The organism is Campylobacter jejuni (assembly GCF_001457695.1).
Lineage (GTDB): Bacteria > Campylobacterota > Campylobacteria > Campylobacterales > Campylobacteraceae > Campylobacter_D > Campylobacter_D jejuni.
Map to the genome: position 1 here is coordinate 1,705,432 of NZ_LN831025.1, position 12,479 is coordinate 1,717,910.

Here is a 12,479-nt window from a genome sequence, read left to right on the forward strand (position 1 = left end):
AAGCCAATATCTGAAATTAAAAATCATAAATTTTTAAGATAAAATCCTATTTTAAAAATTTTTACACTATGAAACAATAAGCAAAATATAAATGGTTGATACTTTTAGAAGCAAATGAAATAGATAAAATTTTACTTCAATAAATTTAAGTTTTATCTTATTTATACGATTTATAATATAATCTAAAAATTACAACTTAAAGAAAAAAATAAAAAATATCTTAAGTTTAGTAAACATTGCAAACTAAGAGGTTAATGAAATGATACTGATGACACCTTGTGGCGTTATAGATACCACAAATTTTGGCAAAAGTGAAGTAAATAGGCAAACTATAAACTTTTCTTTAAAATTTCAAGAAAAAAAGAAAAAGTAGAAGCTAAAGCTGAGAAAGAAGCAAATAAAGACAATAGCGATTCTACAAACATAGATATCAATAAAAAAGATAAACTTTTGGATATATCTGCTTAATCTAAAATATGCTATAACCATCTCCTTGAAGAATACACAATAAATGATTTTTTGATTTTTATTAAGCTTTTAAAACATCAAAAAAGGAAAAATTAAAAATACAAAAACAATATCCCAAAGTGCATAGCTTAAAAGAAAGCCTTGCGATACTTAAAAACAACCCATATTAAATCACAAAAATAAGATATATTTAAAAATTTATTAAAATATATCTTAAATATAATTAATAAAAAATATTATCGATACAAAAGCTTATTTTTTAGTTCTATTTAAGATTTTTAATATTATACTAGCCATTATTTATTTTGATAATAAATATTATTTTTATCAAAAACCAAGGATAATGATAATGAAAATTTTTAAAATTATATTTTTAATTATAAGTATTTCTTTATCAAGCTCAGCTTTTGCTAGAGTAGATGATTATATTAATGAAGCAAATCTTATCAAAGACATGCTAAAACAAAGCATAGAAACTTACAAAAAGGGTGATAATCTAGGTGCTAAAAAGCTTAGCGAAGATGCGTATTTTCAACATTTTGAAAATATGGAAGGCCCTATAGGAAGAAACATAGGAAGAAAAGCCATCACCATGGAGCGTAAATTTGTAAATTTGCGTCGTATGTATAAAGATGAAGCTCCTTTGACACAAATTAATGCTTTAATTGATAGTCTTTATTATGATCTTGATGAAGTAGCCCCAATCTTACAAAATGGATATCGTTTAAAAGCAGAAGCAAGCGATACAAACTATGATAAGGCTAAAGCTGAAAAATCAAGCCTAGAAGCCAATGCCAAACGCGAAGCTGATGCAGAAGCTTTAATCGCACAAATGATGGGCGTGGATAAAAAAGATTTAGCACAAAGTTCTTTAACCACCCAAGCTCCTATACCTGCAAACGACGACACAAGCAAACTTACAGATGATAATGCAAGCGCTGATTTACAAGCTGCCGCTGCAATGGACGCAAGATTGCAATTTATACTAGATAATATCTCTACCAAATTTTCACAGGCTGCTAATGCTTTTAAAGAAAAAAACTACCAAGCTAGTAAAGATTTTTTAAATGATGCCTTATTTAGTGATTATCGCAATACCAAAGTAGAAATTTTAGTAAATAAATTTACCAAAGCAGGAAACGATCAAAAAATTCAACAAGCCATACGCACCCTTATACGCCAAATCAACGATGCAAAAATAGATGAAAAAGACTTAAGAGATGACTTAGATAACATAGAAGAACAAATTTTTGATGTTTTCTTGCAAATTCCAAATTCAGAACTTTCAAGTTTGCAAATTTCAGGCTTTAATGATGAAACAAAAGGCAAAGATTATGCCAAAGTTTCTAATGATATCAAACTTGCTTTAGATGGAATTTTAAAAAATTATGATGGCTTTAGTGCTTCTATAGTAGATGATTTACAAGGAATTTATCTAGATATTTTTGAAGCAAGCGGTATGGAAAATAAAATCGGTGCTGTAGATAGCGGCTTAAAACTTAAAATAGAAAGTTTATTTTCCAAAGGTGTGGCACTGATTAAAGCAAGTGCAGATAAAAAAGAGCTTGAATCTACTTTTAATGACTTAGAACAACTCATAGCAAGCAGTGTGGATAAAATTCAAGATTCTACTCCTTATTCGCTGTTTATATGGGCTTTAAGTATTATTTTGCGTGAAGGCTTGGAAGCTTTGATTATCGTTGTAGCCATTGTTTCTTATCTTGTACAAAGTGGCAACAAAAATCGTTTAAATATCGCCTATAGTGCTCTTTTTACAGGAGTGATTTTAAGTTTTGTTACCGCTTTTGGAGTTTCTTGGCTATTCAAAGAAAATGCAGGACAAAGTAGAGAGCTTATAGAGGGTATTGCCATGCTTATAGCCGTATTACTACTCTTTTATGTGGGCTTTTGGCTACTTTCAAACGCACAAAATAAAAAATGGACAAGCTTTATCAAACAAGGTGCTATAGATGCTATATCAAACAATAGTGCAAAAACCCTTTGGATCACCGTATTTTTAGCTGTTTATAGAGAAGGTGCAGAAACTGTGCTTTTTTATCAAGCCTTGCTTTTTGATGCTAAAACAAGCACTGATTTTGGTGCTGTTTTTGGCGGGCTTGGACTTGGAATTTTAATACTTATTGTTTTATATTTTCTTTTAAAAGCAGGAGCCATTCGCATACCTGTAAAACAATTTTTCTATATCACTTCTTACATTATTTTTTACATGGTTTTTGTTTTTACAGGCAAAGGCATAGCTGAACTCATAGAAGGAAAAGTCATTATTCCTAGTCTTATACCTATGAATTTTGAACCGATTTTATGGCTTGGAATTTATCCTTACTATGAAACTTTAATCCCCCAATTTATAGTTTTGACAATGCTAATTATTGGCATTTTGATAACAAAACAAATTTCAAAAAAAGGAGTAAAATCATGATAAAAAAAGTTTTATCAGTAGTTGCTGCAGCTGCGGTTATTAGTACAAATTTATTTGCAGGCGAAGTGCCAATTGGCGATCCAAAAGAACTTAATGGTATGGAAATAGCCGCTGTTTATTTACAACCTATTGAAATGGAGCCAAGAGGTATTGATCTAGCTGCGTCTTTAGCAGATATTCATCTAGAAGCTGACATTCACGCACTTAAAAACAATCCAAATGGTTTTCCAGAAGGTTTTTGGATGCCTTATTTAACTATAGCTTATGAACTTAAAAATACCGACACAGGTGCAATTAAACGCGGAACTTTGATGCCTATGGTGGCTGATGATGGTCCTCACTATGGTGCAAATATTGCTATGGAAAAAGATAAAAAAGGTGGCTTTGGCGTAGGAAATTATGAACTTACTTTTTATATCTCAAATCCAGAAAAACAAGGTTTTGGACGCCATGTTGATGAAGAAACAGGCGTGGGTAAGTGGTTTGAACCTTTTAAAGTAGATTATAAATTCAAATACACAGGCACGCCAAAATGATTTTACACTCGGATTTTCCGAGTGTTTAAATATTTTTATTTTTATTTGAAAAATTAAAATAACAATGTTTAAAGAGTAAATTATGAGTATATATTTTGTGCATTTTCTTATCAGTGTTTTACCACTAAGTATTTTAATGGCCTTTATCGCTTCTGATAAAAAATATATTTTTAAAAGTTTTTTAGTAGTTTTTTTGGGCTTTTTATTTGGATATTTTGCTTTTTTTATCGCAGCACAATTTTTAAAAACCGAAAATTTAATCTTTAATTTTGATTTTGTTTTTATAGGTTTATTGCTAGTAAGCTTTATATTTTATTTTTGGAAAAAAATTGAAATTTTAAATTTTATTTTATTGGGAATTTTAAGTTTTTGCACCGCTTTGCATTATTATTTTTTAAGTCAAGATTTCCCTATTTTTACTAGCTCTTTAATCGATAGCGAAGGTATAAGTTCTTTAGGTTTTATTGCTTTAGCCTTGCTTGTTTGTATTTTGATTTTCTTCTTTTTAAAATGGCAAAAAAATTTTAATCAAAAAACAAGCTTTATGCTGTTTTTACTGCTTATCCTTATAGAAAGCGATAAAGCTCTAGCCAATATCTTGCTTACTTTAATGCGAAATTCCATCATAGAAACTCATACTTTTTTGGTGAGTTTTGTAGGAAAAAGTAATTATTTTGGCGTTTTTGGAATTTATATTTATTTAATTTTCATCGCTTTTTTAGCATTCTTAAGCTTAAAAATTCGCAAAAAAAATATAAACAAAAAACAAATTTTAGATATAAATTATCGCAAAAACGAAGCTAAAACAAGTCTTATTAATCGTTATTTTTCCAGCGTTTTTATCTCCTGTGTTATAAGTTTTTGCATTATTTTATACTTTTTTATGGTAAGCTCTAAGCCTTTAATCATAGATGAGCCTAAAGAAATTTTACCCGATAAGAATGGCAAATTTATCTTTGATATAGCTCTTTTAAGGGACAACAAACTCCACCGCTTTGCTTATATCAGTGCTGAAGGCAAAGTGATAAGGTTTTTTCTTATCAACAAAAGAGAAGATAGGGATTCCCCTGTAGCTGTTTTTGATGCTTGTATGATTTGTGGAGATATGGGCTATATCAAAAAAGATGGACAACTTATTTGCATTTCTTGCAATGTGCGTATTTTCTTGCCTAGTGTAGGCAAAAGCGGAGGTTGCAATCCTATCCCACTCAAATACGAATACGATGGTAAAAAAATCACCATAGATGTTAAAGATGTAATAGCAGGATCTAATTATTTTAGTCAAATCAAAGAAATTGAAGTGCAAGATCCTGTATCAAAAACAAAGGTTATAAACACCCAAGCTCCTTTTTCTTATAGCTATAAAGGGATTACTTATTATTTTTCAAATCAAAACAACTATGAAGAATTTAAAAAAGATCCTACAAAATATGTAGAAGAAAACGAAGCCCAATTTTTAATCCAAAGGAGAAATGATGTTGGCTAAAATGATTTTTAACTCTATATTTAAAAACAAAATTCAAAAATTTTTAGCCTTTCTTACTTGTTTTTTAGCCACGCTTTTGCTCTCTACTATGCTAAATATTACCCTAAGTATAGGCGATGAAGTAACTAAACAACTCAAAAGTTATGGCTCTAATATCCTTGTTTTACCCAAAGGCTCAAGTCTTAGTATAGAAATAGGTAATGAACTTTATGAACCCTTAAAAAACAAAAACTACCTAGAAGAAAAAAATTTATATATGATTAAAGACATTTATTGGCGTAACAACATCACCGCACTTGCTCCTTTTTTAGAAGGTAAAATCACAATTGAAAACTCCCAGCAAAAAGCACTTATTTATGGCACTTATTTTCAAAAAGCCATAAAAATTAAAGATGATGATGATTTTATCACAGGTATAAAAAGTCTTTATCCTTATTTAGCAGTCCAAGGAGAATGGGCAAAAGATGATAGCAATGAAATCATGCTAGGCGAAGACTTTGCTAAAAACAATAAATTAAAATTAGGAGATACTATCAAACTCATAGGAGAAAACAATCAAAGCAAAGAAGCAAAAATCGTAGGTATTTTGCTTCATGCCAATCCTAAAATGTCAAATAAAATCATCGCTCCTTTAAATTTAGCTCAAGATTTACTCAACAAACAAGGACTTTACTCAAGTGCAGAAGTAAGAGCTTTTACCATACCTGAATCAGCCCTTTCTGAAAAAGTGCGTCGCATGGGCGAAGAAAAATTAGATCAATTAGAATATGACAAATGGTATTGCTCAGCCTATGTAGGCTCAATCGCTAGTCAAATTAGCGATGGCTTACCAGGTGCTGATGCAAAAGCTCTAAATGCTATAAGCGATGCTCAAAGCTTGGTGGTTAAAAAGATCCAATCCTTAATGGGCATTACTTGCATTATTTGTCTTATTGTTGCAAGTATTGCGATTTCAAGTCTAATGAGTTCTGAAATTCATCGTAGAAAAAAAGAAATAGGACTTTTAAAAGTACTTGGTGCTAATACTTTTCAAATTTATCTCATCTTTGCTGGTGAAAATTTAATCGTAGCTTTATTTGCTGCTTTATTTGGATTTATTTTTGGCACAGCACTTTCTCAAATCATCAGCCTTAGTATTTTTGGATATTTTATTGATATAGCCTTTATAGCTTTACCTTTAAGCTTTATTTTTGCAGGACTTATTGCCTTACTAGGTTGCTTGCTTCCTATAAAAAATATCACACAACTTTCAGCTGCAGGAGTGCTTTATGGTAGATAAGTTTTTCCTTAATGAACTTTTTAAAAGCATTAACTTTTCTTATCAAAGACTTTTTATTATAGTTTTAAGTGTTTTTATAGGAGCACTTACTTGCTCAGCTTTTTTAAATATTTATTTTGATATTGACACCAAACTTTCTAAAGAATTAAAAGCTTATGGAGCAAATGTAATGATAAGCCCTAAACAGGATGAAAATTTTATCTCCAATGCTGAGTATGAAAAAATAAAAGAAATTTTAAAGGCTAGAGCTTTAACTCCTTTTTTGTATGATTTTTTAAATTTAGGCAGTACAAGCGGAGTAGTTTTAGGCACTGATTTTAGGGCTTTAAAAATCACTAAACCTTTTTTAGAAGTTAAAGAAGGAAGCTTTTCTCTAAATGATTTTGATGAAAATTCAGCCTTTTTAGGAGTTAATTTAGCCAAGCAACTAGGCCTAAAAACAGGCAATGAACTTCAAATTTACAATCCAAACAATGGAAAAAGCATAAAACTTACCATAAAAGGCATACTTTCAAGCAATGATGAATTTGATAGCATTGTTTTAGCCCCTTTAAGCGTGGTGCAAAATTTAAGCGATAGAGCCGGTATTAACTATGCTAATGCTGTAGTTTATGGAAATTTTGATGAAGTTAAAGCCAAAACACAAGCAATCAACAATGAATTCATCGATGCAAAACCTATATCTTCAGTATCCTTAAGTGAAGGTTTAGTACTTGGAAAAATCAAAGCTTTAATGTTTTTAATCATACTTGTAGTATTGATCATAGTCACTACTAGCGTTAATACAACTTTAAGCTCTATTATATTTTCTCGCAAAAAAGAAATCGCACTGCGTTTAGCCTTGGGTGCGAAAAAAAGTGAAATTTTTAAACTTTTTGCTAGTGAATGCTTTATAGTAAGTTTTTTTGCTAGTTTAATCGGAGCTTTTTGTGGGATATTTTTAGCCAATGTCTTTGGTTATTTGATTTTTAATTCTAGTATTGATTTTAGATTTATAGCTGTTTTTATAGCCTTAATCATTTCTTTGATTTTTGCCTTTTTGGCTGCATTTTTTCCTATAAAAAGAGCATTAAAAATCAATGTGTGTGAAAATTTGAAAGGTGAATGATGAAAAAAGAACTTATTAAAATAAACAACTTAAATAAAGAATTTGGCAAAGTTAAAGCCTTAAACAATATCAACTTAAGCGTCTATGAAGGAGAATGGCTTGCCATCATGGGTCCATCAGGAAGTGGAAAATCAACGCTTTTAAACATACTATCACTCATGGATACTCCAAGCTCTGGGGAGTATATCTTGGATAATGAAAACCTAGAGCAAATGGATGAGGAGCAAAAAATCACCTTGCGTCGTGAAAAAATAGGACTTGTCTTTCAACAATTTCATCTTATCCCCTATCTTAACGCCTTAGAAAATGTTATGCTTTCTCAGTATTATCACTCAAGCGTAGATGAAGAAGATGCTAAAATGGTTCTTGAAAAAGTAGGACTTTCGCATAGACTCACTCATTTACCTAGCCAATTAAGTGGCGGAGAGCAACAAAGAGTTTGCATAGCAAGAGCTTTGATTAATAACCCAGAGCTTTTACTCGCAGATGAACCCACAGGAAATTTAGATGAAGCCAATGAACAAATCGTTCTTCAAACCTTGCAAAAATTAAAAAATGAAGGCAAAACCATAGTTTTAATCACACACAATCCTGATTTAGCCAAATTCGCAGATCGAACCCTTATCTTACAACATGGGGTGTTAAAATGAAAAAAAACCTTTTAATCTTAAGCATTTTGTTCTTGCTCAATGCTTGTTCTTTTGAAAATTCAAAAGATACTGGAAAAGTTGGAGAAAAAAGCGCTGAAATTTCAGCTAAAGATACCTTAGGAAAAGCTGTAAAACTTGCTGATGATAATACAAGTTTAAAAGTCTTAGTCTTTTTTCAAAATGGTTGCCCTTCTTGCTTAAAAGAACTCCCTTCTTTAGATGAATTCATACAAAATCACCCCAATAAAATCAGTGTTTATGCTATAAATTCCATCGATAATGCCAATGTGGTTAAAGTTTTAGCCGAACAATTTGACTTTAAAAATGTAAAAGTTTTAAAAGACGATCTTAAAATCACCAATGATCGTTACGCTGTGTTTGCAACCCCTACTACCATCATCATTAAAGATGGGATGATAAAAGATAGAATTTTAGGAGAAAAACCATGGGAATTTTTCGAATCCAAGCTTATTTCTTTGCTTTAATCATAGCTTTATTTTTTGTAGCTTGTGATAGTGGAGAAAATTTTAAAGCTTTAAATAGTGATAAAACCTATAATTTTGCCTACAATGGTTTTGAAAAAAGCCTAAAACTAAATGATAAAGCACAAAATTTTGCCTTAATATTTTTCACAAAAGATTGTGGAGTTTGTAAAGAACAAATTCCTATTTTACAGAATTTGGCTAAAAATTATGATTTTAATATCTTTGTGGTTTTAGGTGATGCAAATGATGCAAATGATGCAAAAGCTTGGGCTGATGAAAAAGGTTTATCTAATTTAGCAATGTTTTATGAAAAAAGAGCAGCTAAATACCTTTCAAGTGCCATTGGGGAAATATATGGAGTGCCTGTGCTTAGTTTTTTCAAAGAAGGAAAAATGGATGAAAAATTCATAGGCTTAACTCCTTATAGCATACTTGAAAAAGAAATCAAAAAAGTAAAAAGCTAAGAATTTACTTTAAAGCTTTTTATCTCCTATAAAATATCCATAAAGCTCATAGCTTCCATCTTTTTTCATCAAAATTACAGGATATTTTTCACTATAACCTTGTTCCATTCCTGGGCTTCCTTGCGGCATGCCAGGAGCTGAAATTCCTATAACATCTTTAGGTTTGTTTTCAAGCAACCATGCTATAGCACTTTCAGGAACATGCCCTTCAATAGCATAGCCTTCGATCACACCCGTATGGCAACTTTGATACTCATCTTTTATACCCATTTTTTCTTTGATTTTAAGAAAATCATTGGTTTTGTGAACACTAACCTCATAACCCTTAGCTTTCATATAATCAGCCCAAAGATCACAACAGCCACAAGTAGGACTTTCATAAACTTGTATTTCCTTAGCTTGCGTAAGAGTGAGTAAAAAAAGAATGGTTAAAATTATTTTTTTCATAATTGCTATCCTAAGTAAAAAATATATAATAATACTTTTATAAAGTTAATACCATCACATTTTTAACACTAAAAATGAATTTACAAAAATTTAATCAAGAAAAAGATTTTTAATGAGTGCTGATTTTGTCTTTACAGTAAAGATATAAAAGATAAAACGATTTAAAAAACTAGAAATTTTTAACTTAAAAAGCTTAAAATTTAGATATACTTTATACTTACTATGTTTTTTCATAGTATGTTCTAATAGTGGATTTCCACTAAGAGTGAAAACTCAAGGCGGATTTTTATTTGCAATATTTACTTAATAGAATAATTATGATCGCTTGTTCCTCCACATAAATACCCCTTCTTATCAAAACTTGCAATTTCGCAAGAAAGAGTAGAGAGCTTAGCTCTTTTACCATCACTAGTTAATATAAGAACTGTCTTATAATAAACATATTTGCTTTTATCTAAATATTCTTTTTATATTATAGCTTGAGTTGAATTATATTCTTTTGGATCAACTTTTGCAACAATATCTGCTTCATAAAAAGTTGCCTTTTTAAAAAGTGGCTGATCTATAATTGGTTTGATACTCTCTTGGAAATATTTGTTTTGCATTTCGCTTGCTGAAACTGGAACTAAATTTTTTATTAATAACTATCAAATCTGCAAATGCTGACACATTTAAAGCAACTAAAGCTGCTAAAGCTAAAGCTAATTTTTTCATTTTAATCTCCTTGAATTGAATTTTGTATATTTTAATTATTTTTCAAATCTTTTGCAAGATAATTTTTAAATTTATCTAAATTAAATTTGCATTTTATCTAACAATCATAAGAAATTTTAAAATGAAATAAAAATTTATGAGAAATCAACTCTTGTTTGAAAATGATAAAAGTAAGTGGTGCGGATGAAAGGACTTGAACCTTCACGCATTGCTGCACCAGATCCTAAGTCTGGCGTGTCTGCCAATTTCACCACATCCGCTAAAGTGGTACGCCCAAGAGGATTCGAACCTCTGACCTACGGCTTAGAAGGCCGTTGCTCTATCCAGCTGAGCTATGAACGCATATAAAATCTTGGTGGTGCGCCCGATAGGAATCGAACCCATAACCTACAGATCCGAAGTCTGTCGCTCTATCCAGTTGAGCTACGAGCGCTTAGTGGGGTGAGTGATGGGAATTGAACCCACGACCCTCAGGACCACAATCTGATGCTCTAACCGACTGAGCTACACTCACCATTTTGTATAAATTTATAAAAAATGGTCGGGGTGAAAGGATTCGAACCTTCGGCCCCTTGGTCCCAAACCAAGTGCGCTAACCAGACTGCGCTACACCCCGAATAAATAAAAGGAAATATTTTATCACAAAATAATTTTAAAGTCAAGGATTTTCATCTCTTATTCTTAAAAAAACCGGAAAGCGAGGTAAGGAATTTTTGGTCAATCCATTAAATTTATAAGTCACAATACTACCAATTTTTGGAGGATTTTTTCTATCTTCATCTTTTAAACCACTGCCGATTTTAATGATTTGTCCATTAGGCATTTTACAAAGTAAGGCACCTACTTGATTTTCAAATTTACCCTTGCCCTTGCGAAATCCTACTAACTCACACTCTGCATCATCATAGGGTTTTAATTTCATAGCATTTTTACTTCTGCCTTTTTCATAAGGACTTAAATTTTTGCGTATGACAATACCTTCACCTTGATTTTTTATAATGCTTTCGTAAAATTGATTTAAATTATTTTGATTTTCAACTGGAATTTGAGGAATAATTTTTATATAGGCACTAGGATATTTTTGCAAATACTCTTCTAAAACAGCCAAACGATTTTTAAGGGTGCAAGTAGAAATTTTAAATTCTTCGCAAGCATTTGGCACATCAAAAATATTATAAGTTACTTCCTTCCATAAGGTCAAATTGCTATCGCCACTACGAATTAAAGCTGAAATTTCATCAAATTTATTTCTTGCTATCCAAAGCTCACCATCAATAGTAAAAGGAGGGAAATTTTTTGTAAAAAAGTCAGGAGTTTTTATTTTGTAATTTTGGCGAGTTTTTAGATATTTTCCATCCCAAATTCCACGCACCCCATCGAGTTTTTCGCTCATCAAATAAGTATTAAAATCTTTAGAGTTAAAATCTTGCTTATCGAATTTGCTAAGAAGTAAAATTTCATTAGCAAAAACTAAACAAGCACAACATATTAAAAAAACAAACCTCATCAAAGCAGATTAATCATATATCCAGTTGCATCTTTTTGAATATTATAATTATAAGTTCCATCAAGATATATTACAAGTCGATAATATCCTTTATGAGATCCAAAGTCTATGCGTTTAAAAATAGAATTGCTAAGGCGTATGTTTTTTGTAGGGCTAATCAAATTAGATCTAAAATCTATAACGATTTTGCTTGGATTTCCTACTGAAAAATCTGTGATCATTTCATCACTAGTGTTAAGTTTTATTTTGTTTTTATAAACCGCGTAAGAAATAAAATCATAAATCTTTGCAACCTGTAAAGGTATTTCAACATTAGCTGTTGAGTTTGATTCTTGTTTAGAGCTATTTTTTTCAGGTATAGTAACTGAAACATCAAGTACTTTTGAAGGATCAGGGCTTTTAAATCTTGATATAGTATAAGTATCGTGCCAATCAATACTTTTATTGACATCTAAATCGATCTTATCTTCACTTCCGTCTAAATTGATATAATTAAAAGTGATGCTTTTTAAAATTCTTGCACTAGAATTAAATTTAACTTCCTCTTTTTGAAATTCAGGTGGAGCAACCAAGGTTATATTTTGATCTGTCTTGAAAGGATTTTCATCAGCATATAAAAGAGAGGTAAAAATAAAAAATATTGCCAAAATTCTAGTTTTCATTTGGGTATAATCCTTTTAATTCAAAATAATCTTTTTGTGCTTTAGCATTTTGTTCTTTGAGCAAAATAATCTTTTTATTAAGCTCTTCTTTGGTATTTTCTAAGCTTAATAAAGTATCTAAAGAATACTGCCCAAAAAACATATTGCCAAAATAAATCGCTCCAATTACAACAAGAAAAGCCCAAAAAATCATTTTTATAACATGGGTATAAAAACTTTTTTTTCTTGTGCTT

12 protein-coding genes, 5 tRNA genes and 2 pseudogenes are annotated in these 12,479 nt (G+C 30.6%); 9 read left to right on the forward strand and 10 right to left on the reverse strand.

All coding sequences use genetic code 11. The features are described 5' to 3' along the window. Positions 1-259 precede the first annotated feature (259 nt). The 9 genes and pseudogenes from AT682_RS09965 to AT682_RS08725 all read left to right on the forward strand — a co-directional run bounded on the left by AT682_RS09965 (position 260) and on the right by AT682_RS08725 (position 8,916). Positions 260-468: pseudogene (locus tag AT682_RS09965) on the forward strand (hypothetical protein). 349 nt (positions 469-817) lie between these two features. Then, complete coding sequence (locus tag AT682_RS08690) at positions 818-2,908, forward strand: FTR1 family iron permease (RefSeq protein WP_002882226.1); 2,091 nt, start codon at positions 818-820, stop codon at positions 2,906-2,908. Further along, positions 2,905-3,444, forward strand: a complete 540-nt coding sequence (locus tag AT682_RS08695; protein WP_002778842.1) for an iron transporter — start codon at positions 2,905-2,907, stop codon at positions 3,442-3,444. The genes AT682_RS08690 and AT682_RS08695 overlap by 4 nt, the downstream gene beginning before the upstream one ends. A gap of 82 nt (positions 3,445-3,526) precedes the next feature. Beyond that, complete coding sequence (locus tag AT682_RS08700; protein ID WP_002882227.1) at positions 3,527-4,930, forward strand: Fe-S-containing protein; 1,404 nt, start codon at positions 3,527-3,529, stop codon at positions 4,928-4,930. Next, on the forward strand, positions 4,917-6,209 hold the full coding sequence (locus tag AT682_RS08705; RefSeq protein WP_079263845.1) for an ABC transporter permease: 1,293 nt from the start codon (positions 4,917-4,919) through the stop codon (positions 6,207-6,209). The genes AT682_RS08700 and AT682_RS08705 overlap by 14 nt, the downstream gene beginning before the upstream one ends. After that, positions 6,199-7,317, forward strand: coding sequence for an ABC transporter permease (locus AT682_RS08710; RefSeq protein ID WP_002882230.1), 1,119 nt, complete (start codon positions 6,199-6,201; stop codon positions 7,315-7,317). The genes AT682_RS08705 and AT682_RS08710 overlap by 11 nt, the downstream gene beginning before the upstream one ends. Beyond that, complete coding sequence (locus AT682_RS08715) at positions 7,314-7,967, forward strand: ABC transporter ATP-binding protein (RefSeq protein WP_002860103.1); 654 nt, start codon at positions 7,314-7,316, stop codon at positions 7,965-7,967. The genes AT682_RS08710 and AT682_RS08715 overlap by 4 nt, the downstream gene beginning before the upstream one ends. Next, on the forward strand, positions 7,964-8,452 hold the full coding sequence (locus AT682_RS08720; protein WP_002868869.1) for a TlpA family protein disulfide reductase: 489 nt from the start codon (positions 7,964-7,966) through the stop codon (positions 8,450-8,452). Before AT682_RS08715 ends, AT682_RS08720 begins: the two co-directional genes overlap by 4 nt. Further along, positions 8,413-8,916: a TlpA family protein disulfide reductase gene (locus tag AT682_RS08725; RefSeq protein WP_002867533.1), complete on the forward strand. Its 504-nt coding sequence runs from the start codon at positions 8,413-8,415 to the stop codon at positions 8,914-8,916. Before AT682_RS08720 ends, AT682_RS08725 begins: the two co-directional genes overlap by 40 nt. Before the next feature lie 9 nt (positions 8,917-8,925). Here AT682_RS08725 and AT682_RS08730 read toward each other — a convergent pair whose 3' ends face one another. The 10 genes and pseudogenes from AT682_RS08730 to AT682_RS08775 form a co-directional block, all read right to left on the reverse strand. Next, entirely contained in the window at positions 8,926-9,363 is a 438-nt protein-coding gene (locus AT682_RS08730; RefSeq protein ID WP_002868868.1) for a DUF411 domain-containing protein, read from the reverse strand. 299 nt (positions 9,364-9,662) lie between these two features. Beyond that, positions 9,663-10,077: pseudogene (locus AT682_RS09640) on the reverse strand (hypothetical protein). A 175-nt stretch (positions 10,078-10,252) separates the two neighbouring features. Next, a tRNA-Leu gene (locus tag AT682_RS08740) sits at positions 10,253-10,337 on the reverse strand. Positions 10,338-10,342: 5 nt separating this feature from the next. Further along, positions 10,343-10,419: transfer RNA gene (locus AT682_RS08745), tRNA-Arg, on the reverse strand. Positions 10,420-10,433: 14 nt separating this feature from the next. Continuing rightward, positions 10,434-10,510: transfer RNA gene (locus tag AT682_RS08750), tRNA-Arg, on the reverse strand. Between the two features lie 4 nt (positions 10,511-10,514). Next, positions 10,515-10,591: transfer RNA gene (locus AT682_RS08755), tRNA-His, on the reverse strand. A gap of 24 nt (positions 10,592-10,615) precedes the next feature. Next, positions 10,616-10,693 (reverse strand) — tRNA-Pro (locus AT682_RS08760). Positions 10,694-10,735: 42 nt separating this feature from the next. Further along, positions 10,736-11,584, reverse strand: a complete 849-nt coding sequence (locus AT682_RS08765; RefSeq protein WP_002882233.1) for a DNA ligase — start codon at positions 11,582-11,584, stop codon at positions 10,736-10,738. Next, positions 11,584-12,246: a glycoprotein CgpA gene (gene cgpA, locus AT682_RS08770; protein ID WP_002866836.1), complete on the reverse strand. Its 663-nt coding sequence runs from the start codon at positions 12,244-12,246 to the stop codon at positions 11,584-11,586. The genes AT682_RS08765 and cgpA overlap by 1 nt, the downstream gene beginning before the upstream one ends. Then, the gene (locus AT682_RS08775; RefSeq protein WP_002839177.1) at positions 12,236-12,439 is read right to left on the reverse strand and encodes a hypothetical protein; all 204 of its coding nucleotides are present in this window, start codon (positions 12,437-12,439) and stop codon (positions 12,236-12,238) included. Before AT682_RS08775 ends, cgpA begins: the two co-directional genes overlap by 11 nt. Positions 12,440-12,479 lie beyond the last annotated feature (40 nt).